The sequence below is a fragment of the Pseudomonas sp. 3A(2025) genome, assembly GCF_054589175.1.
The window spans coordinates 146,596-167,685 of sequence record NZ_BAAILM010000113.1; the positions used below are offsets into that span (position 1 = coordinate 146,596).

19 protein-coding genes, 5 tRNA genes, 1 pseudogene and 1 riboswitch are annotated in these 21,090 nt (G+C 59.3%); of the genes and pseudogenes, 9 read left to right on the top strand and 16 right to left on the bottom strand.

The genetic code is table 11. From position 1 onward, the window contains the following. Positions 1 to 9: 9 nt before the first annotated feature. Positions 10 to 1,260 carry a 2-aminoadipate transaminase gene (locus tag ACYP2A_RS27235; RefSeq protein ID WP_459749033.1) on the top strand — a complete coding sequence of 417 codons (1,251 nt, stop codon included), beginning with the start codon at positions 10 to 12 and terminating at the stop codon, positions 1,258 to 1,260. A 48-nt stretch (positions 1,261 to 1,308) separates the two neighbouring features. Next, positions 1,309 to 2,709 carry a 2-oxoadipate dioxygenase/decarboxylase HglS gene (gene hglS, locus ACYP2A_RS27240; protein ID WP_459749034.1) on the top strand — a complete coding sequence of 467 codons (1,401 nt, stop codon included), beginning with the start codon at positions 1,309 to 1,311 and terminating at the stop codon, positions 2,707 to 2,709. A gap of 101 nt (positions 2,710 to 2,810) precedes the next feature. On the opposite strand, the gene ACYP2A_RS27245 is transcribed toward hglS, so the two are convergent. Continuing rightward, a complete protein-coding gene (locus ACYP2A_RS27245; protein WP_459749035.1) occupies positions 2,811 to 3,740 on the bottom strand; it encodes a LysR substrate-binding domain-containing protein in 930 nt (309 codons plus the stop codon). Between the two features lie 126 nt (positions 3,741 to 3,866). Between ACYP2A_RS27245 and ACYP2A_RS27250 the strand changes: the two genes are divergently transcribed. After that, entirely contained in the window at positions 3,867 to 5,243 is a 1,377-nt protein-coding gene (locus ACYP2A_RS27250) for an L-serine ammonia-lyase (protein WP_459749036.1), read from the top strand. 21 nt (positions 5,244 to 5,264) lie between these two features. On the opposite strand, the gene ACYP2A_RS27255 is transcribed toward ACYP2A_RS27250, so the two are convergent. Next, positions 5,265 to 5,792 (bottom strand): YciE/YciF ferroxidase family protein, encoded by a 528-nt coding sequence (locus ACYP2A_RS27255; protein ID WP_459749037.1) that lies wholly within the window; start codon positions 5,790 to 5,792, stop codon positions 5,265 to 5,267. Between the two features lie 193 nt (positions 5,793 to 5,985). On the opposite strand from ACYP2A_RS27255, the pseudogene ACYP2A_RS27260 reads away from it, so the two are divergent. Further along, a pseudogene (locus ACYP2A_RS27260) lies at positions 5,986 to 6,211 on the top strand (hypothetical protein); the annotation flags it as partial. 27 nt (positions 6,212 to 6,238) lie between these two features. On the opposite strand, the gene ACYP2A_RS27265 reads toward ACYP2A_RS27260, so the two are convergent. The 3 genes from ACYP2A_RS27265 to ACYP2A_RS27275 form a co-directional block, all read right to left on the bottom strand. Next, a complete protein-coding gene (locus tag ACYP2A_RS27265) occupies positions 6,239 to 6,631 on the bottom strand; it encodes a hypothetical protein (protein WP_459749038.1) in 393 nt (130 codons plus the stop codon). A gap of 145 nt (positions 6,632 to 6,776) precedes the next feature. Then, the gene (locus ACYP2A_RS27270; RefSeq protein WP_459749039.1) at positions 6,777 to 7,217 is read right to left on the bottom strand and encodes a hypothetical protein; all 441 of its coding nucleotides are present in this window, start codon (positions 7,215 to 7,217) and stop codon (positions 6,777 to 6,779) included. Between the two features lie 720 nt (positions 7,218 to 7,937). Further along, positions 7,938 to 8,009: transfer RNA gene (locus ACYP2A_RS27275), tRNA-Arg, on the bottom strand. 374 nt (positions 8,010 to 8,383) lie between these two features. Here ACYP2A_RS27275 and ACYP2A_RS27280 point away from each other — a divergent pair. The 3 genes from ACYP2A_RS27280 (at position 8,384) to ACYP2A_RS27290 (ending at position 9,680) form a co-directional block, all read left to right on the top strand. Continuing rightward, positions 8,384 to 8,626, top strand: coding sequence for a hypothetical protein (locus ACYP2A_RS27280; RefSeq protein ID WP_459749040.1), 243 nt, complete (start codon positions 8,384 to 8,386; stop codon positions 8,624 to 8,626). 49 nt (positions 8,627 to 8,675) lie between these two features. Further along, a complete protein-coding gene (locus tag ACYP2A_RS27285; protein ID WP_459749041.1) occupies positions 8,676 to 8,861 on the top strand; it encodes a PA3371 family protein in 186 nt (61 codons plus the stop codon). Positions 8,862 to 9,353: 492 nt separating this feature from the next. Beyond that, positions 9,354 to 9,680: an Arc family DNA-binding protein gene (locus ACYP2A_RS27290; protein WP_459749042.1), complete on the top strand. Its 327-nt coding sequence runs from the start codon at positions 9,354 to 9,356 to the stop codon at positions 9,678 to 9,680. A 140-nt stretch (positions 9,681 to 9,820) separates the two neighbouring features. Here the strand turns inward: ACYP2A_RS27290 and mgtE are convergent, their stop codons facing one another. Continuing rightward, positions 9,821 to 11,263, bottom strand: a complete 1,443-nt coding sequence (gene mgtE / locus ACYP2A_RS27295) for a magnesium transporter (protein ID WP_459749043.1) — start codon at positions 11,261 to 11,263, stop codon at positions 9,821 to 9,823. 328 nt (positions 11,264 to 11,591) lie between these two features. Here mgtE and bamE point away from each other — a divergent pair, with 328 nt between their 5' ends. Then, positions 11,592 to 12,074, top strand: a complete 483-nt coding sequence (bamE, locus tag ACYP2A_RS27300) for an outer membrane protein assembly factor BamE domain-containing protein (protein ID WP_459749824.1) — start codon at positions 11,592 to 11,594, stop codon at positions 12,072 to 12,074. Positions 12,075 to 12,123: 49 nt separating this feature from the next. Here the strand turns inward: bamE and ACYP2A_RS27305 are convergent. The 7 genes from ACYP2A_RS27305 to alaS all read right to left on the bottom strand — a co-directional run bounded on the left by ACYP2A_RS27305 (position 12,124) and on the right by alaS (position 17,189). Continuing rightward, positions 12,124 to 12,200: transfer RNA gene (locus ACYP2A_RS27305), tRNA-Arg, on the bottom strand. 155 nt (positions 12,201 to 12,355) lie between these two features. Continuing rightward, a tRNA-Arg gene (locus tag ACYP2A_RS27310) sits at positions 12,356 to 12,432 on the bottom strand. Positions 12,433 to 12,527: 95 nt separating this feature from the next. After that, a tRNA-Arg gene (locus ACYP2A_RS27315) sits at positions 12,528 to 12,604 on the bottom strand. 112 nt (positions 12,605 to 12,716) lie between these two features. Beyond that, positions 12,717 to 12,807, bottom strand: a tRNA-Ser gene (locus tag ACYP2A_RS27320). A gap of 61 nt (positions 12,808 to 12,868) precedes the next feature. After that, complete coding sequence (csrA, locus tag ACYP2A_RS27325) at positions 12,869 to 13,057, bottom strand: carbon storage regulator CsrA (RefSeq protein WP_020290522.1); 189 nt, start codon at positions 13,055 to 13,057, stop codon at positions 12,869 to 12,871. 182 nt (positions 13,058 to 13,239) lie between these two features. Next, the gene (locus ACYP2A_RS27330; protein WP_459749044.1) at positions 13,240 to 14,472 is read right to left on the bottom strand and encodes an aspartate kinase; all 1,233 of its coding nucleotides are present in this window, start codon (positions 14,470 to 14,472) and stop codon (positions 13,240 to 13,242) included. Positions 14,473 to 14,564: 92 nt separating this feature from the next. Beyond that, complete coding sequence (gene alaS / locus ACYP2A_RS27335) at positions 14,565 to 17,189, bottom strand: alanine--tRNA ligase (RefSeq protein ID WP_459749045.1); 2,625 nt, start codon at positions 17,187 to 17,189, stop codon at positions 14,565 to 14,567. Positions 17,190 to 17,473: 284 nt separating this feature from the next. After that, positions 17,474 to 17,625, top strand: a riboswitch (FMN riboswitch). A gap of 123 nt (positions 17,626 to 17,748) precedes the next feature. On the opposite strand from alaS, the gene ACYP2A_RS27340 reads away from it, so the two are divergent. Continuing rightward, positions 17,749 to 18,255 carry a 6,7-dimethyl-8-ribityllumazine synthase gene (locus ACYP2A_RS27340; RefSeq protein WP_459749046.1) on the top strand — a complete coding sequence of 169 codons (507 nt, stop codon included), beginning with the start codon at positions 17,749 to 17,751 and terminating at the stop codon, positions 18,253 to 18,255. Positions 18,256 to 18,359: 104 nt separating this feature from the next. Here ACYP2A_RS27340 and astE read toward each other — a convergent pair whose 3' ends face one another. Genes astE through astB form a run of 3 tightly spaced genes read right to left on the bottom strand, consistent with a single transcriptional unit; the run spans position 18,360 to position 21,063 of the window. Then, the gene (gene astE / locus ACYP2A_RS27345) at positions 18,360 to 19,370 is read right to left on the bottom strand and encodes a succinylglutamate desuccinylase (RefSeq protein ID WP_459749047.1); all 1,011 of its coding nucleotides are present in this window, start codon (positions 19,368 to 19,370) and stop codon (positions 18,360 to 18,362) included. A 10-nt stretch (positions 19,371 to 19,380) separates the two neighbouring features. Further along, on the bottom strand, positions 19,381 to 19,665 hold the full coding sequence (locus ACYP2A_RS27350) for a topoisomerase II (RefSeq protein WP_459749048.1): 285 nt from the start codon (positions 19,663 to 19,665) through the stop codon (positions 19,381 to 19,383). Between the two features lie 51 nt (positions 19,666 to 19,716). After that, entirely contained in the window at positions 19,717 to 21,063 is a 1,347-nt protein-coding gene (gene astB, locus ACYP2A_RS27355; protein WP_459749049.1) for an N-succinylarginine dihydrolase, read from the bottom strand. Positions 21,064 to 21,090: the final 27 nt, after the last annotated feature.

Below are 21,090 nucleotides of genomic sequence, written 5' to 3' on the forward strand. Positions count from 1 at the left end.
ACTCATTCAATGAGCCGCGAGAACATCAGCCAGTCGATTTCGGCGGTACACCCGCTGACCCTGTCCCACGGCAAGAACGCCGAAGTCTGGGACACCGCCGGCAAGCGCTACATCGACTTCATGGGCGGCATCGGCGTGCTGAACCTGGGCCACTGCAACCCGGCGGTGGTCAAGGCCATTCAGGATCAGGCCGGCAAACTCACCCACTACGCGTTCAATGCCGTGCCGCACGATCCATACATTCAGTTCATGGACCGCCTCGAAGCGTTCATGCCGGTCAGCTACCCGCTGAGCGGCATGCTCACCAACAGTGGCGCAGAGGCTGCGGAAAACGCGTTGAAGATCGTCCGTGGTGTGACCGGCCGCACCGGCGTGATCGCCTTTGACGGCGGCTTTCATGGCCGCACCCTGGCGACGCTGAACCTCAACGGCAAGGTCGCGCCGTACAAGCAGCGCATCGGTGTATTGCCGGGCCCGGTGTTCCATGTGCCGTACCCGAGCAAGGACACCGGCGTCACCACCGAGCAAACCCTGAAAGCCATCGAGAGGCTGTTCAGCGTCGAGATCGATGTCAACGAGATCGGCTGCTTCATCATCGAACCGGTGCAAGGCGAAGGCGGTTTTCTGGCGCTGGAGCCCGAGTTTGCCGTGGCCCTGCGCGCTCTGTGCGATGCGCACGGCATTTTGCTGATCGCTGATGAAATCCAGTCCGGTTTCGGCCGCACCGGCCAGCGTTTCGGCTTCTCCCGCCTGGGCATCGAGCCGGACCTGATCCTGCTCGGCAAGAGCATCGCCGGCGGTATTCCGCTGGGTGCGGTGGTCGGGCGCCGGACCCTGCTCGACAATTTGCCAAAAGGCGGTTTGGGCGGCACGTACTCGGGTAACCCGATAGCCTGCGCCGCAGGCCTGGCCTCGCTGGCGCAGATGACCGATGAGAACCTGGCCTTGTGGGGCCAGCGTCAGGAAAAGGCCATCGTCAACCGTTACCGCACCTGGCAGGAAACCCGGCTGTCGCCTTATCTGGGTCGTTTGACCGGGGTGGGCAGCATGCGCGGTATCGAGCTGGTAACGCCTGAAGGCGCGCCGGGCACGGTGCAGCTGGCGCAGTTGCTGAGTACTGCACGCGATGCCGGTTTGTTGTTGATGCCCAGCGGCAAGTCGCGGCACATCATCCGCCTGCTGCCGCCCTTGACCACCGAGCTTGAGATTCTTGAACAGGGCCTGGACATCTTCGAACGATGCCTGGCGGCCTTGAACTGATAATAAATACCGTTGATTGACCGGAATTCGTGCGGAGAACCGATTCAGATGAGCACTGCAAGATTCGCCAGCCGCGACCAGATTCGCGCCAGCTTTTCCCGCGCCATGTCGCACATGTACCAAGAGGAAGTGCCGCTGTATGGCACCCTGATGGAACTGGTGGCCGAGACCAATGACGGCGTGTTCAAGGCTCAGCCCAAGGTCCTCGACAGCCTGAAAAAAACCGGCGAGATCGAGCGCCTGGACATGGAACGCCACGGCGCGATCCGCGTCGGCACGCCTGAAGAGCTGGCAACCCTGGCGCGTTTGTTTGCGGTCATGGGCATGCAGCCGGTGGGTTATTACGACCTGACCCCGGCCGGCGTGCCGGTGCATTCCACAGCCTTTCGAGCGGTGCATGAAGACGCGCTGCAAGTCAGCCCGTTCCGGGTGTTCACCTCGCTGCTGCGCCTGGAACTGATCGACAATCTTCAACTGCGCGCCTTTGCAGCCGACGTGCTGGCCAAGCGTTCGATCTTCACCCCGCGCGCGCTGGAGCTGATCGCCCAGGATGAACGCGATGGCGGCCTGAACGAAGCGGATGCTGCCGAGTTCGTCGAGCAGGCGCTGGAAACCTTCCGCTGGCACAACACCTCGACCGTGTCGCTGGCCGAATACAAACAACTGTTGGCCCAGCACCGCTTGATCGCTGACGTAGTAGCGTTCCGGGGTCCGCACATCAACCACCTGACGCCACGCACGCTGGATATCGACACCGTGCAAAGCGGCATGCCGCTCAAGGGCATCACGCCCAAGGCGGTGGTCGAAGGTCCGCCGCGCCGCGAGTATCCGATCCTGCTGCGCCAGACCAGCTTCAAGGCGCTCGAAGAGCCGATCACCTTTGTCGGCCAAGGCACCCATGAGTCGGGCAGCCACTCGGCGCGCTTCGGCGAAATCGAACAACGCGGTGCGGCGCTGACACCAAAAGGCCGTGCGCTTTACGATCAATTGCTCAATAGCGCACGCGATGAACTGGGTGAGTTTCCCAACGAAGCCAACTCACTGCGCTATGCCGAACTGCTGGAGAAGACCTTCAAGGATTTCCCGGACGACCTGGATGCGATGCGCAAGCAGGGCCTGGCCTACTTCCGCTTCTTCCCGACCGGAAAAGGCATCGCGGCGCGCAGCAACGATTTGCCGCTCAAGGATCTGGAACAACTGATCGAGGCCGGGCACATCGATTTCGAGCCGCTGGTGTACGAGGACTTTCTGCCGGTCAGTGCGGCGGGGATCTTCCAGTCCAATCTGGGCGACGACTCGCAGTCGCACTACACGGCCAGCTCCAACCAGCAGCAATTCCAGATCGACCTGGGCCGCGAGACGATCAACGAGTTGAAGCTGTACGCCGACACCCAACGCCGCTCGCTGCTGGAATGCTCGACACAATTGCGCGTGCCGCCGCTGGTATAGCCCAAACGACACAGATCCCCGTAGGACCGACTTTAGTCGGGAACGGTGGCGCTGCGGTTCCCGACTGAAGCGGTTCGCCGCCCGGTCGGTCCTACGAGCTCCTACGAGATTTGTATGCCGTTGTGCCCGGCTTCATTCACCAGCCAGTCGTGCACCGCGCGGCGGGCTGGGGTATTAAGGGCGCCTTCACGGTACACCAGCACATACTTCTTGCGCGCCTTGATCGGCTGGCCAAACGGTACGATCAGCGAGCCCTGCACCAGTTCGTCGGTGATCAGGGTCTTGCGCGCAATCGCCACGCCCATACTCATGCGCGCCGCCTCGATGGTCAGGTGGTTGCGGTTGAAGGTGTGCCCGCGCCGCACATCCACGCCCGTCGCGCCGATGGCGGTCAGGTAAAACTCCCACTCGGCATATTCATAGCTGCCACGCCAGGCGGTAATGTCGTGCAACAGCGGGTAATGCACCAGTTGCTCAGGCCCGTCCAGCGGTGGGCGGCCTTCGAGCAGGGCCGGCGAACAGACCGGAAACAGCTCTTCTTCCAGTAACGGCGTGGTCAGCAGGCCAGGATAACTGCCGTCATTGAGGTCAATGGCCAGGTCGAAATCGTCGTCGCGCAACGAGCCGCTGCTGTCCTCGGCAATAATCCGCAACTGGATATCGGGAAACGCCTGCTGCAAACGCGGCAAGCGCGGCATCAGCCATTTATGTAGAAACGACGGAATCGAGCGCAGCTTGAACACCCCGCCAATCCGTCCGGAATATAAAAGCCGCAATTCATCGCTGATGCGGCTCTGCACCTCGTTGGCCACCAGCGCCAGACGCTGACCTTCGGCAGTCAGCTCTAGCCCGCGCCCGACCCGGTGAAACAGGGAAAAGCCCAGGCGCTCTTCGAGCTGGCGCATCTGTTGGCTGATCGCACCCGGCGTCACGTGCAGCTCATCGGCGCAGCGGGTGAACGACAAATGCCGGGCCGCGCAGGCAAACACCTGCAACCAGGCGTGCATCTGGGCATTGAAAATTCGGCTCATTGAAGAGTTCTGCTAATACGTTGCATAGGAACCATCGTTTGTCGTTTCACCGCGCTCACCCAAAGATAAGCCCCATTACACATGAGGCTATTAAGCCTCAGGCTACTTATCCCAAGGGTGCACCAGATGGCTATCAGCGTCTTCGACATGTTCAAAATCGGCATCGGGCCCTCCAGCTCGCACACCGTGGGTCCGATGCGAGCCGGAGCGCTGTTTGTCACCGATCTGCGTGAGCAAAACCTGCTCGACAGCGTAGAACGGATGGAGGTGCGATTGTACGGCTCTTTGTCGGCCACCGGCATCGGTCACGCCACCGACCGCGCCACGGTCATGGGTTTGATGGGCGAATGGCCCGATCAGGTCGACCCTGCTGCGGTCGGGCTGCGTATCGAGGCGCTGCTGCGCGATAACCGCTTGCTGGTCGGCGGCGAGCGCGACATCGAGTTCATCTGGCAACGCGACATGCGCCTGCTCGACGAAAGCCTGCCCTTCCACCCCAATGGCATGACCTTGTGCGCTTATGGCGCGACCGGCGAGTTGTACGAGCAGACCTACTATTCGATCGGTGGCGGTTTTGTCATCGACGCCCGGCAAGCGGCCAGCGGCACACTCGACGGCGACAACACCGTACTGCCTTACGATTTTTCCAGCGGCAAAGAACTGCTGGCGCTGTGCAAGACGCACAACATGAGCATTTCGACGCTGATGCTGGAGAACGAAAAGGTCTGGCGCAGCGAAGCTGAAATACGCAGCAAACTGCTCGATATCTGGGGCGCGATGCAAGCGTGCGTCAACAAGGGTCTGCAAGAGCAAGGTATCTTGCCCGGCGGACTGAATGTACGGCGCCGCGCCTATCGTTTGCACCAGAGCCTGCTGAACCTGGACAACCCCAATGTCATCGGCTCGACCATGAGCGCCATGGAGTGGGTCAACCTGTTCGCCCTGGCGGTCAACGAAGAAAACGCCGCCGGCGGACGCATGGTCACCGCGCCCACTAACGGCGCGGCCGGTATCGTACCGGCGGTGCTGCATTACTTCATGAAATTCAACCCGGCGGCCAACGAAGACGATGTGGTACGTTTTTTTCTGAGTGCAGCGGCGGTCGGCATTCTGTGCAAGAAAAACGCGTCGATCTCCGGTGCCGAGGTGGGCTGTCAGGGTGAAGTCGGCTCGGCCTGCGCGATGGCGGCGGCCGGCATCGCCGAGATTATTGGCGCCACGCCGCAACAGGTCGAAAACGCCGCTGAAATCGGTCTGGAGCACAACCTGGGCCTGACCTGCGACCCGGTGGGCGGTTTGGTGCAAGTGCCGTGCATCGAGCGCAATGCCATCGCCGCGGTCAAGGCCATCAACGCCGCGCAGATGGCACTGCGCGGCGATGGCGACCACTTCATTTCGCTGGATCAGGCGATCCGCACCATGCGCGACACCGGTGCCGACATGCATGACAAATACAAGGAAACCTCGCGCGGCGGCCTGGCGGTGAGTCTGGTGGAGTGCTGAGGCTCACGGCAACGCGAGTCCTTACGACTTGGCACGTGCCTCATCGTCAAGAATGATCGCCTGCTCGCTGCTCTCCCCGGCCAGAAGCGTCAGCTTCTCGTCGGCGGACTTTTCCTCCTTCAGCGTCTGCCCGAGCAGTTTGGCCGCGTCCTTGATGCCCAACTGGCCAGCCATGGCGATCAGCGTCCCATAGCTGGCGATTTCGTAGTGCTCGATCTTCTGACACGCCCCGATCAGCCCGGCATCCAGCACATGCCCGGGCTCTATCTCTTCAAGCAGCTCCCTGCTTTCTTCAATCAAGCCTTCCATGGCCAGGCATTTGATGCGCTTGAGCTTGAAGTTCGACGCCTCGACCAGTTGATCGATGCGCTCGATCTGGCCGTGGGTTTCTTCAAGATGCGCCTTGAACGCTTCTTGCAGCTTGGGGTTGGTGGCCGCACGGGCCAGTTTCGGCAAGGCCTTGGTGATCTGCTTTTCCGCGCTGTAGACATCGGACAGCTCGTGGATAAACAGGTCGTCGAGGGTCTTTCTGCTTGCTGTTTTGCTCATCGCGGGTTTCATCCAGTAAGGTTGACTGCGTGAGGTTTACGGCTGAGGAAGCGATGGGCGCCTCCCCCGTGGAATCGACCGAGGGTGTGGAGGCGCTGTTCAAGGCAGGCGACGAACAGTCATGGTTAATTTGCCGCAGGGGATTTATGCCGGATCTGACCAGATGACTTAAGATCAGCGAAGACAGCCATAAGTCAGGCGCGTGACAGGCCCAGAGACCATTGAACTGCTGTACCACTGCCTGACGACGGCGCGCGAGATGCTTGCCGGCTGGTCCGTGGCACGGTGGGTGTTGATGAGACGGGGCTTACAACGCTGGCGTTTGTATGGGGCTGGTTGTCGGGGCAACCGGCAGCGGGTAATCGAGCTATGCCGAGCTTTTGGCTCAGGATCACGTGCCTGCGGCGGCAGGCGCGTGAGCATGTCTTTATAAGCGGCAAATGTCGTTATGACGACGCTTTGGCCAGCTTACCGCTGTAACGCAGCTTATTTGCGCTGTCGAACAGTTGAATCGCCACGCCCTCACCGTCGGGTCGGGCTTTCAAAGAGCCGGCCGCCAGTGTCGTGCAACGCCCGGCTGCCGCGCCCCTGAATACATAGCTTGCGGTTCTGGCGGCATCGGCACCAACGAACACCAGCGAAAGACCACACACCCACGGCTCGTTGAAGCGAATCCGTCCCGCAAGATCACCTTCCTGAACGGACGGCTTGATGCTCAGGGCGACGGAAAACGGTCGGCCATTGTCGTTCAACGTTCCCTGATAACTGTCATCGGCCCAGGTCGACAGAACTGTCGCCAGCGAAATGAACCCGACCAGCGTTGCAGCGATGCGCCTCATGATTGCGTTGTCTCCTGAAGGATCCCTTGATTGGGAAATGCCTGCGCCCCGCAGACACGCACAACGATATCAGACAGCCATTAACCATGAACCACTTTCGTTTCGGTGCCGGCATTACCGAATGCGCCGGATGCAATGGCGTTCGTCATGCCGGCCCTTTGGCGATCTGCTCGCGTATTTCAGCAGCGGTCTTGCCCTTGGTGTCGACTTTCATGCCGGGTGCCTGAAGCTGGGTGATTTCTTCATCGGTGATGCCGAGGTCGCGCAGGTCTTGTTCCCATTGCAGACGGCGCTTTTGAGCAGTGCGCAGTGAGTTTGGCCGCTCGGCGCGCAGGCGCACACAGACGTCGCACCTGTCGTCCGGGTGCGGCCTGGCCTGCCAGGTGCCCGGACGCCGGTATTCGTACAGGCCGCAATCGCAGCGGCAGAGCCACACGGTGCCTTTTCTCAAGGGGCACGGGCGACACCAGGCAATGGCGGTCATTGTCCCGCGCCGCTTGCCGGTATGGTCGCTGGCGTCCGCCGGGCGGGGCGAGAGGTTCGGCAGGTGATAGAGGGTTACGGGCGGCTTGGGTGGCTGCTTCATACGTTGCTCCCTTGGCCGATAGCGCCAGCACTAAACAGCGTGTTGGCTTTTTTCAGGCAAGCCGACCCCGTCGGTGCAAATGCACCGTTTTGATAGTTCATATTGTTAACCGCCCTATGGGCCTGGAATGCTATTCACCATCGCGGCCAGCCCTTGGGGGCTGGCGCGATCCCTTCGTGTCATGGCTGCGGTCCGGTTATGCCGGAGCGATGTAGCCCAGCGCGCCGCTGTCTGGCGTGAGCGGTGAGTCGATGACCGGAAGGCCGGACGGGGATGAGTGTGCGCACAGGCCGCTCAAGGCCCTATGGCGGTGAGCAAGTGCGCGGATTTTGAACGGATTGAGGGCGTGCATGGATATAGCTCCTAACGTTGAGGAACTACCGGCATCATTTGGCGCTGATGGGCGGTAGTGCTGTGCAGGTCGCCAAAACCAGAACGTTAGGAACCTGGTGCACACGAATGTGCCCCACACAGCACCACCATAAACACATACGAAAAAACTCCGCATGGGGATATGGGAGCTTGTGCTCCTAACAGGTTTCGGGTTTGGCGTCCCGTTCGCTGGATTGACAGCGACGGGCAGACGATACGCCGCATCACCGTTGCGCGCAACCGCAGCGTATAGGCATGGCAAGATGCCAAGAGACGGTGAAGTCCTTGCAAGACGGGCTTTCTGGAGGGTTTTGCTGCAGCGAGAGGCGGGTATGAACAGCTGGAATGTGTCCCCTGCAGGAATCGAACCTGCATCTAGCCCTTAGGAGGGGCTCGTTCTATCCGTTGAACTAAGAGGACTCAACATCGACTGGAGTGACCTGACGGCTTGCCATCAGGTGCTGCGCATTTTACGCAAAAACAAGGATTTAGCAAAAACTTCGTGACCTGTGCCCCGTACCGCTTGCAGCCGCCTGGCTTGCAAAGGAATACACACCCATCAGCCCTGTAAGACTGTGCCGACACAACTTTGCGAATTTGGTTCGACGCTGTTGTCGTGCATTTTGCAATCCTGCAAATGGCCATCATTGCAAAACGCAAGGAAAGGCGTTTGAAATATTAGCTTAACTCATTGATTTATAAGTTATTTTTTACATCAAGAGATTGGCATGCAGTCTGCAATATTACTTTCAACGAGCAGACTCCTTTCCACCCTCGGACGCAGGCACACAAAAATGAACATGATCCTCACCGCGTTGAATGCAGCAGTTCTGGTGGCACTGGTGACTTTTCATTTTCAAGGCGCTGCCAGTCAGGACGCCCAGGTGAGTACGCATGCTTATACCCACAACACCCTGCGCCAGGCGCCGCAACTGGCGATCATGGCTGACAAAGGCGCCAACCCGGCTATGCTGACCAATGACGCGCAACAGATGCCCCAGGCAACAGGCAGTGCGGCACAGCGCTGGGTGTTCTGAACGCGTCCTGCACAATTCTGCTGCATGAGAACTACTTGAGAGAGCTGCCATGTCAAAATCCGCACTGTCCTTTCTGATCCTGACTCTGATGGCCATCGCTGTAGACCTGCTGCTGCCGGAGCAGGCGCTTAGCCTCAACATCCTGACCAAAGTCACCGCAGGTGTATTTGCCAGCCTGTTCTTTGGTGCGCTCATCATCGGCCGTCGTTTCAAATTCGACCCGGTGCTGCGCTGAAAGGTCTGAGCCTCCAGCCTTGCCTGGCGTTCCATAAACCTGTTCATGCTGATGGCTGTACTGGTCTGCTGTACTGACCAGGCATCGGCAGTGTTGCCTGCCCTCCCCTCGCTGTACCCCTCCTTTATCAGACCGTTCGCCCGGCACGGTGCGTTGGTCGGACCAGATTCGTATTCGCCTCCAGAACCATCTACGCTCTGAGTACAGATAGCCATGATGGCAAAAAGCAGTCAGACGTTCGTGAGCATCGACAGGAAGGCGACAGCTTCGCGCTATGCAAAACCGTTCGCAATTCTGATAATCGGTGCTGGCCAAACGCCTTTATCTGAGTCAATATTTGTCACAGATTTGACGCCAAGTAATCGACGCAATGGGGCATGATGCTGACCCCCCGATAGCGCGGTTGAACATTTGGTCAAAAGGACTGTCATAAAAGGACAAGCTTGCGGCCATTTGCCAGAACCGCTTCCCCTGAACTAACCGGTTAAATATATGAGCCCTATGAAACAGGCTACTTATTCCAGCCGCACGGCTGACAAGTTCGTCGTCCGCTTACCCGATGGCATGCGCAATCGCGTGCAAGAGGTGGCCAAGAATCATCACCGCAGCATGAACTCGGAAATCATCGCTCGCCTCGAGCAGAGTCTGATTCAGGAAGGTGCCTTTGGCGACGAGCCAAGCCTGCGCCTTGATAGCCCTGAGCTGACCCTGAACGAACGCGAACTGCTGCAACGCTTCCGCCAGCTGTCCCACCGCCAACAGACTGCACTGGTATCGTTGATTGCACACGACACCGAACTTGCGAACGAAGAGTCGTAAGTAGTGCGCAGGATGCTCAAGCCAGCGTTACGCTGGCTTTTTTAACGGCTGTAAAACGCCCTGTTAGTTGTAGGACGTTTCTTTAGGCCACAAAAAACCGCCTCATACGGCGGTTTTTTTTTACGTGCGATTTAGTGCAACTAAAGCAGGAAAACGGTGGCCAGCCCCAGGAAGATAAAGAACCCGCCACTGTCGGTCATGGCAGTGATCATTACGCTGGCACCCATCGCCGGATCCCGACCGAAACGCACCAGCGTCATGGGAATGGTCACCCCCATGAAGGCTGCCAGCAGCAGGTTGAGCGTCATGGCGGCGGTCATCACCACCCCCAGTGACCAGCTGTCATACAGCAGGTAGGCCACTATACCGATCACGCCACCCCACACCAGGCCGTTGACCAACGCCACTGCCAGCTCCTTGCGCAGCAGGCGCGCGGTATTGCCGGTACTGACTTGATCGAGCGCCATGGCGCGCACGATCATGGTGATGGTCTGGTTACCGGAGTTGCCGCCGATACCGGCCACGATCGGCATCAGCGCCGCCAACGCCACCAGCTTCTCGATGGAGCCTTCGAACAGGCCAATCACCCGCGAAGCCAGGAAAGCGGTGATCAGGTTGATGGCCAGCCACGACCAGCGGTTACGCAATGAACGCCAGACCGAGGCAAAGATGTCTTCGTCTTCGCGCAGACCGGCCATGCTGCGTACTTCGCTTTCGCTCTCTTCACGAATCAGGTCGACCATTTCGTCGATGGTCAGACGGCCGATCAGCTTGCCGTTCTTGTCGACTACCGGCGAGGAGATCAGGTCATAACGCTCGAAGGCCTGTGCGGCCTCATAGGCATCGCCTTCAGGATGAAAACTGACCGGGTCGTCGGCCATGACGTCGGCCACTTGCTTATCCGGGTCGTTGACCAGCAGGCGCTTGATCGGCAGCACACCCTTGAGCACGCCTTCGCTATCGACCACGAACAGCTTGTCGGTGTGGCTTGGCAACTCCTTGAGGCGACGCAGATAGCGCAATACCACTTCCAGGCTGACATCCTCGCGGATGGTAACCATCTGGAAGTCCATCAGCGCACCGACCTGCTCCTCGTCATAGGACAGCGCCGAACGCACCCGCTCGCGCTGCTGCGCGTCGAGCGTTTCCATCAACTCATGAACTACGTCGCGCGGCAGCTCGGCGGCCAGGTCGGCCAGTTCGTCGGCATCCATGTCACGGGCAGCCGCCAGCAACTCGTGATCGTCCATGTCGGCGATCAGGGTTTCGCGAACCGCATCGGATACTTCAAGCAGAATGTCGCCGTCGCGCTCGGCCTTGACCAGTTGCCAGACCGTCAGACGGTCTTCCAGCGGCAAGGCTTCAAGGATATAGGCGACGTCGGCCGAGTGCAGATCGTCGAGCTTGCGTTGCAGCTCGACCAGATTTTGCCGGTGCACCAGGTTTTCGACACGGTCCTGGTGCTGGCTTTCCTGACGGTGAGTCAGGTCTTCGACGAGACGCTGGCGATGAAGCAGGTCGATGACTTGCGCCAGACGGTCCTGCAGGCTTGCCTGCGTCTTTTTTACTTCTCTTTCGGTCATAGGCGAACTCCACTCCCAGCAGCGGAGCACGCCGGGAGATCAATCAGGTGAAACTTGATTGTTAAAATCGGATGTCAAGTAACTACTGGGTAAGTCCATGGAGGTATTCCATAAGCCCCGGCGGGGCTGACGGGCGCAATGATACACCGCTTTGACCGGTTAGCATCCGGGAAAATTCGGGAAAGAACAGAAGGTTGCGACACAAACCTAACAATCGTGCGAGTCAGTATTACTACGACGTCACATCCTGCGAAGAAAACACGCTCGCCGGCAGAAATCAGCGGCATTAGGCTGTGGCGGATCAGTCATGGAGGACTCATCGATGCCCATTCGCACCACCCGCAACCTGATTACCTGCACCCTGTTCTGCCTGCCCCTTGCCGGCCAGGCCAGCACCGTCCAGCGCTGTGAGGACGCCAGCGGCGCCATCACCTTCACCTCGCTGGGCTGCACGACCGAGCAGCTCAGCCAGCAGGTGAAGGCCTACAACACACCGCCCGGCAGCGTAACGCCTGCCTTGTTGCCAGAACATGACTATCGACGTACGCGAACCCCCATCAAGGAACTGGTGGTAGTCGGACAGCGCGATGATGGATGCGGCAACCGCCTCAGCGCCGAGCAGCGACGCATTGCGATCATCAATCAGCGCACGCCATCGGGCATGACCCGGCGCGACGTAGAGAGCCTGCTGGGACGGCCGACCAAAGTCACTCAGCGCAATGGGGAAACGCGCTATCACTATGCAACCAGGAACGGGCGCAGCAACCAGGTCACCTTCGACGAGGATGGCTGCGTCAAAGGAAAGCGCTGACGCCACAAAGCAAAAAGCCCGCATCTTTCGATACGGGCTTTTTGATGTTTGGTGCACTCGACAGGATTCGAACCTGTGACCGCTCGGTTCGTAGCCGAGTACTCTATCCAGCTGAGCTACGAGTGCATTTGTTGGTTCGCATTATAGGCCGTGAATTTATTCTGTAAAGCGATTTTTTAAAATAAATTCAATGACTTATAACACAATGGAAAACGCCTGAGACAAACGGATTCCCGTAAAAGCAGAAAGCCCATATCTTTCGATATGGGCTTTCTGGTGTTTGGTGCACTCGACAGGATTCGAACCTGTGACCGCTCGGTTCGTAGCCGAGTACTCTATCCAGCTGAGCTACGAGTGCAAGTATGTTTTTAGACCAGACCATCTCTGGTTGAAGCCAGTTACTTGTCGGAGGTTTCAGCCCGTGGGCCAGACATCGTTCAAACAACCTTTAAATGGTGCACTCGACAGGATTCGAACCTGTGACCGCTCGGTTCGTAGCCGAGTACTCTATCCAGCTGAGCTACGAGTGCATATTCAGTGTTGCGCATTTTAGGTCGTCGAATCTTTTTGTAAAGCGCTTTTTCCATCAACCCCGAGTAGAAGATTTCAAGTAAAGCCAGACTCAACGCACTACACAAATAATGGCGGAGAACGGGGGATTCGAACCCCCGACACCCTTTTGAGGTGTACTCCCTTAGCAGGGGAGCGCCTTCGGCCACTCGGCCAGCTCTCCGCAACACGGGGCGTATATTAACCACGCTTATCCCGCTTTGCAAACAAAATCTTCAAATAAATTAATGGCTTGGTTCCTGGTCCTTCTCTTTCTTGATTCGCAGGTAGATTTCCTCGCGGTGAACCGCGACTTCCTTGGGCGCATTGACACCAATACGCACCTGATTTCCTTTGACGCCGAGCACAGTCACCGTGATCTCACCATCACCAATGATCAGGCTTTCTGCGCACCGACGAGTCAGAATCAGCATACTTTTCTCCTCACGCAATACATTCAGGAACAACAAGTCTGCACAACCACCAGGCAACAGCCGGCGACAAGAAAGCCACGAGCCAAGCCTGAGTATTGACCAGCGCACCGAAAAGAAAAGTCTTTGTGCGCCACTCAGAAAGCAAAAGGCGCGGTCATGCCGCGCCTTTTGCTATTTACGGGTCACTCGCCCTGGCGGGGAGCGTCCAGTTCGAAAGCCGTGTGCAAGGCGCGCACAGCCAGTTCCAGGTACTTCTCTTCAATCACCACCGACACTTTGATTTCGGAGGTGGAGATCATCTGGATATTGATGCTCTCCTTGGCCAGCGCTTCGAACATACGGCTGGCAACGCCGGCGTGCGAACGCATGCCGACACCGACGATCGACACCTTGGCGATCTTGGTGTCGCCGGAGACTTCACGGGCGCTGATTTCACGCGCGGTGTTTTCCAGGATCTGCAAGGCCGCCTGGTAGTCGTTGCGGTGCACGGTGAAGGTGAAGTCGGTGGTGTTATCGTGCGCAACATTTTGCACGATCATGTCGACTTCGACGTTCGCGGCACTGACGGGCCCAAGAATCTTGAAGGCCACGCCCGGGGTGTCTGGCACGCCACGGATCGTCAGCTTGGCTTCATCGCGGTTGAAAGCGATGCCGGAAATGATCGGCTGTTCCATGGATTCCTCTTCATCAATGGTAATGAGGGTGCCCGGACCCTCCTTGAAGCTGTGCAGTACGCGCAGCGGGACATTGTATTTGCCGGCGAACTCGACCGAACGGATCTGCAACACCTTGGACCCGAGGCTGGCCATTTCCAGCATCTCTTCGAAAGTGATCTTCTCCAGCCGGCGAGCCTGCGCCACAACCCGCGGGTCGGTGGTGTAGACGCCGTCGACATCGGTGTAGATCTGGCACTCGTCAGCCTTCAGCGCCGCCGCCAGGGCTACGCCGGTGGTGTCCGAGCCACCACGGCCCAGCGTCGTGATATTGCCGCTTTCGTCGACGCCCTGGAAACCTGCCACCACGACCACGCGCCCCGCCTTGAGGTCAGCGCGGATCTTCTGGTCGTCGATGTCGAGGATGCGCGCCTTGGTGTGTGCGCTGTCGGTCAGGATCCGTACCTGATTACCAGTGTAGGACACCGCCGGCACACCGCGCTTGATCAAGGCCATGGCCAGCAGGCCGATGGTCACCTGCTCACCGGTCGACACGATCACGTCCAGCTCACGCGGGACCGGCTGATCGGTGATCTGCCGGGCCAGCTCGATCAGCCGGTTGGTTTCGCCGCTCATTGCCGACAGCACGACCACCAGATCGTCACCGGCCTCGCGGAATTTCTTGATTTTCTCGGCTACCTGTTCGATTCGCTCGACAGTGCCGACGGAGGTGCCGCCAAATTTCTGTACGATCAAAGCCATGTCAAAGCCGCCTCAGAGCCCTTTAAAGGGCACCCGTTAACATTCAAATCCAGGCCCGGCCTGCCGGTTGTCCGACAGGCCGTCAAGCCGGATCAGATACCCTGTTCCACGAACGGAACGGTCAACGCCAACGCCGCATCCAGCGCCGCCGCATCGACACCGCCACCCTGGGCCATGTCGGGACGACCACCGCCTTTACCACCGACGGCAGCAGCCGCTTGCTTCATCAGATCACCGGCCTTGAGTTGGCCAGTCAGGTCCTTGGTCACGCCTGCGACCAGTACGACCTTGTCATCCTGAACCCCGCCAAGCAGGATCACTGCGCGGCCGAGCTTGTTCTTCAACTGATCGACCAGTGCCAGCAGTGCCTTGCCATCCTGACCATCCAGGCGCGCAGTCAGGACCTTGACACCCTTGACGTCCAGCGCACTCGACGACAGATCGTCGCCGGCGGCGCTGGCTGCCTTGGCCTGCAGTTGTTCCAGTTGTTTTTCCAGCTGACGGTTGCGCTCGAGCACCGCCGTCAGCTTGTCCAGCAGGTTGTCGCGATTGCCCTTGATCAGGCTCGCGGCTTCCTTGAGTTGATCTTCGGCCGAGTTGACCCAGTTCAGGGCCGCACTGCCGGTCACCGCTTCGATACGACGTACGCCGGAAGCCACACCGCCTTCGCTGGTGATCTTGAACAGGGCGATGTCGCCGGTGCGATTGGCGTGAATACCGCCGCACAGCTCGACGGAGAAATCACCGCCCATGGTCAGGACACGCACGGTGTCGCCGTACTTCTCGCCGAACAGGGCCATGGCGCCTTTGTTTTTGGCGGTCTCGATGTCGGTGACTTCGGTCAGCACTTCGGTGTTCTTGCGCACCTGGGCGTTGACGATGTCTTCCAGCTCACGCAGTTGCTCGGGCTTGATGGCCTCGAAGTGACTGAAGTCGAAACGCAGACGCTGACTGTCGACCAGCGACCCCTTCTGCTGTACGTGCTCGCCCAGTACCTGGCGCAAGGCGGCGTGCAGCAAGTGGGTCGCCGAGTGGTTCAGCGAAGTGGCCTGGCGCACTTCGGCGGCAACCCGGGTTTGCACCTCGGTACCCACCGCCAGGCTGCCAGTGGCAACCACACCATGGTGCAGGAACGCGCCAACGGTCTTGGTGGTGTCTGTCACGTCGAAACGCACCGCACCGGCTTCAAGGTAACCGCTGTCGCCGATCTGACCGCCGGACTCGGCGTAGAACGGCGTGGTGTCGAGGATCACAACGCCCTCTTCGCCTTCGTTCAACTGGCCGATCGACTGACCGTCCTTATACAAGGCAACGACTTTGGCCGTGCCACTGGTGTCGGTGTAGCCGGTGAACTCGGTGGCCACATCGACCTTGACCAGGCTGTTGTAGTCCAGGCCGAAAGCGCTGGCCGAACGCGCACGCTCACGCTGTGCCTGCATTTCACGCTCGAAACCTTCCTCGTCGAGGGTCAGGTTGCGCTCACGGGCGATGTCGCCGGTCAGGTCCATCGGGAAGCCGTAGGTGTCATACAGTTTGAACACCACAGCGCCCGGCACCACCGACCCCTGCAACTCGGCCAGGTCCTGCTCAAGAATCTTCAGGCCCTGATCCAGGGTCTTGGCGAACTGCTCTTCTTCGGCTTGCAGCACGCGCTCGATGTGCGCCTGCTGCTGCACCAGTTCCGGATAGGCTTCGCCCATCTCGGCAACCAGGGCGGCGACGATCTTGTGGAAGAAGCTGCCCTTGGCACCCAGCTTGTTACCGTGACGGCAGGCGCGACGAATGATGCGGCGCAGCACATAGCCGCGACCTTCGTTGGACGGCAGTACGCCGTCGGCGATCAAAAAGCCGCACGAACGGATGTGGTCGGCCACGACCTTGAGCGACGCCTGGGCATCGTTGCTGCAACCGATGGCCTGCGCAGAACCTGCCAGCAGGTTCTGGAACAGATCGATTTCATAGTTGGAGTGCACATGCTGCAGTACCGCACTGACCCGTTCCAGGCCCATGCCGGTGTCGACCGACGGCGCTGGCAACGGGTGCAACACGCCGTCGGCGGTGCGGTTGAACTGCATGAACACGTTGTTCCAGATCTCGATGTAACGGTCGCCGTCTTCTTCTGGCGAACCGGGCGGGCCGCCCCAGATGTCGGCGCCGTGGTCAAAGAAGATCTCGGTGCACGGGCCGCACGGGCCGGTATCGCCCATGGTCCAGAAGTTGTCCGAGGCGTAAGGCGCGCCCTTGTTGTCGCCAATGCGCACCATGCGCTCGGCCGGCACGCCGACTTCTTTGGTCCAGATGTCGTAGGCTTCATCGTCGGTGGCATACACCGTGACCCAGAGTTTTTCCTTGGGCAGGTTCAGCCATTTTTCCGAGGTCAGGAAGGTCCAGGCAAACGTGATCGCATCACGCTTGAAATAGTCACCGAAGCTGAAGTTGCCCAGCATTTCGAAAAAAGTGTGGTGACGGGCGGTGTAGCCGACGTTTTCCAGGTCGTTGTGCTTGCCACCGGCACGCACGCACTTCTGGCTGGTCACGGCACGGGTATAGGCCCGTTTTTCCTGGCCCAGAAAACAGTCCTTGAACTGGTTCATGCCTGCGTTGGTGAACAGCAGGGTCGGGTCGTTGCCCGGGATCAGGGAGCTGGAGGCGACACGGGTGTGGCCTTGCTCTTCGAAGAAGCTCAGGAAGGCTTCACGGATTTCTGCGCTTTTCATTAGGTTCTTCCACGGAGACTGCAGCCAGGCCCGTACACAACGTCGCGAGACGTAACGACGGCAAAGGGCCGCATTATATAGGCGTTGCGTCCTCGGTACAGTGTGTTTGTACGATAGATACGATTCATTGGATTATCGGTTACTGACTGACGAACGACGCGTGGGGATATTTGCAACAGGCCCTGAGGCTTATAAGCAAAAGGTAGGGAAACCAGACTAAAGTGTCCAAGCATGTTTGTCAGAACTGTGATAAAAATCCTGCGCCGGCCCCAAACAGGGCTCGGTAACGTTCTCAGGGCGGGGTGCAAGTCCCCACCGGCGGTAATGACGCACAGCGTCTAGCCCGCGAGCGCTTCGAACCTTTCGGTTCGCAGGTCAGCAGACCCGGTGTGATTCCGGGGCCGACGGTCATAGTCCGGATGAAGAGAGAACGGGATGAATGTCGACGGTATCCAGCTTCTCATCGAACGCCTCAACCGGTTTCGATGCGTCTATACGCCACCTCGCATCCCCTTCGATCCAAACGCCCTGTTTTATTGATAAACAGGAGTCAGAACACGTGCAACCTACCGCTATCAACAGCAAAAGCCACGCTAACGAGCGCATCGCTTTCATTCAGGCCAGCTGGCACAAAGACATTGTCGATCAGAGCCGCAAGGGCTTTCTCGCCGAAATCATCCGCCAGGGCTACAACGAAAACGACATCGATTTCTTCGAAGTCGGTGGCGCCTTTGAAATCCCCCTGCACGCCAAACTGCTCGCCAACACCGGTCGCTATGCCGGCATCGTCGCCGCAGGCCTGGTGGTGGACGGCGGTATCTACCGCCACGAATTCGTCGCCCAATCGGTGATCAGCGGCCTGATGCAGGTGCAGCTCGAGACCCAGGTACCGGTGTTTTCGGTGGTATTGACCCCGCACCACTTCCACGCCGGTGAAGAACACCACACGTTCTTCTTCAATCACTTCGTGCACAAAGGCGAAGAAGCAGCACGTACCTGCGCCGACACCCTGGCCAAGGTTCGTCAGTTGCATCATCTGGCTGCGCCACAGAAAGCAGCGGGCTAAGCATTCGCGACCTTCGCGACCTTCGCGGCTAAAGCCGCTCCTACGGGATATGCGTCGTAGGAGCGGCCGGGCGGCGATCCGCTTTAGCCGCGAAAAGATCCGCCTCAATCCTCCAGCACCACATCCTCTGCCGGCACAATCAGAATCGCGGCGCGCAATCCACTGGCTACCCGTGGGTTGGGAAAAATCACCCGCGTGCCCTTCTGCTCGATCACCCAGCGCTTGCCGCCGATGTCCTGGGCCAGAACATAGTCCTTCTGCAACACCGAAAAATTCTCCACATCCTCGGCCAGGTGCAAAAGAAAGCTCTCGCTGTACTTGATGACTTCCTGTGCCACGCGAAACAATTGCAGCCCTTGCAGCGAGCCTTCGCTCGCCGGCTCCGTGCCCTCGATCATCTGCGTCAGGCGCTCACGCAGGGCCGACAGGTTGACCTGCTGGTTATGACCGAACGGACGGGACTTGCCCAGCTCCAGGGTAAACGCCTGGGCATCGAGCTGACTGCGGGTGTAGGCGCTGAACACGGTCGAAGGTTTGCTCTGCAACAGCACGGCGCTGATCCCGGCCGCCTGCAAACGTGCCAGCTCGAATTGTGAAGGCTGACGGCCGTCTTTCCAGGGGCTCAAGGCAAACTGTTCGATCTTCGAGCCGCGAAGGGCGGTATGCAAATCGTAATGCACCCGCTCGCGCTCAGGCAGGCTGAAAAAACTGGCGGCCAGCCGCTCCAGCAAACAGGCACGCAGGGCTTCAGGGCCGCTGCTTTGTTCATGCTTGCCGCTGAACAGTCGGTTGACGTCCTCTTCGACATAGCGCACCCCGCGGCGCATCGCCTCGGGATTGCCGAACAGAAAAAGAATCCGTGCCCGAGGCTTGAGTTCACCCCGGGCGATGGCGCGGATCAGCTCATCCAGCAGCTCGATGGGCGCGGTTTCATTGCCATGGATACCGGCCGATAACAGCAAGTCCAGGCCACTGTCGCGGCCCTGGGGAGGCCGCACCTCCAGTGCGCCCTCGTCCAGCCAGCGCAGGCGTACGCCGCCGACGGTCAGTTGAGTCTTTTCTGCGGGCTCGCGGCCCGCCAGAGTCAGGTCAAGCAATTTACCGAGGGCGAGCATAGGCGGTTCCTCAGTGATTGCAGTCCGGACCGTGGACGTGGCCGTCATCCGCTTCAGGATCAGCCGGCTCCATCTCCAGCTGCAGGCTGACCAGGTTGGTGGCCAACGGACGTAGCAGCAGATTGGCGTACTCGGCATCGTCCTCCTCGACATCGACACCGATCAGCAACTGGCCACGGCCATCTTGCTGAATCCAGATTTCCTTGCCTTGCCAGACCACAGCCAGGCGTGTGGACGAAATTTCGGTTTGCTTGCCGTCGGCATCTTCAAGAATCAACTGCAGGGTGTCGCTCATACTCGGGTGCTCCAGGCAGGTAAAAGTCAGCGCAAAATGGCGCTGTAGTCATCAGGTCCGTTGAAACGGATAAACGGACCCCAGTGTAAGGATTTGCGTCAGTTGATCCAATGCCGTGCGGCACTCAAGCAGCAACTGTGGGTCGGCCAGGTCATGCTCGTGCATGCGGTCACGATAGTGCCGCTCTACCCAGCCGGTCAGTTGCTGATACAACGGCTCATTCAATATCACGCCGGGGTTGACCGCCGCCAGTTCCTGATCGCTCAGCACCACGCGTAAACGCAAACAGGCAGGACCACCGCCGTTGCGCATGCTCTGCTTGAGGTCAAAGGCCTTGACCTGGCTGATCGGCCCGCCAGACGCCAGCAGGCCTTGCAGATAATTCCATACCCGTGGGTTGGCCTGGCATTCCTGCGGCACGACCAGCAGCATCGAACCGTCGTCATGGCTCAGCAACTGGCTATTGAACAGGTAAGAGCGCACCGCATCGTCGACACTCACAGCAGCGCGCGGCACGGCAATGGCTTGCAACTGTCCGCCTACGCGTTCGAGCTTGCCGCGCAATTGGTCCAGCAACGCCTTGCTGTGCAGAAAGGCGTCCTCGTGATGCAACAGCACCTGGCCGTTGCCCACCGCGATCACGTCGTTGTGAAACACACCCTGATCGATGACCGTCGGATTCTGCTGGCCGAACACCACGCGCTCATCGCTCAGCCCATGCAGGCGCGCCACCGCTCTGGAGGCTTCAAGGGTCTGACGCGCCGGGTACTTTTGCGGTGCGGCATAGCGAGTGTCGAAGGCACTGCGGCCAAAAACGAAGAACTCGACACCGGGCTGGCCGTATTCGCGACACAGCCGGGTGTGATTGGCCGCGCCCTCATCCCCGAACTGAGTCACGTCCGGCAAGGCCGGGTGATGAGAGAAATAACGGGCATCGGCAAACATCGCCTCCAGCAAGCGGCTGGTGGTCGGGTGCTCGATGCTGCGGTGGTATTTGCAATTGAGGTTGGCCGCGGTGAAATGCACGCGGCCATCGGCGGTGTCGGCACTCGGGCTGACGGTCGCGGCATTGGCCACCCACATGCTCGACGCCGAACAAGTAGCGGCCAGCAACGGCATGTCCTGGCGCGCGGCCTTTTCGATCACCTGCGCGTCGCTGCCGGTAAAGCCCAGGCGGCGCAGGCTGGCGACATCCGGGCGTTCCTGCGGCGCGATCAGCCCCTGGGTAAAACCCAGGTCCATCAGGGCTTTCATTTTTGCCAGCCCCTGCAAGGCGGCTTCACGCGGGTTGGAGCTGAGCTGGCTGTTGTTCTGCGAGGCCACGTTGCCGTAAGACAACCCCCCATAGTTGTGGGTCGGACCCACCAGACCGTCAAAGTTGACTTCACGGGTTTTCATCAGGCACGGCTCCATGGATCTAGTTTT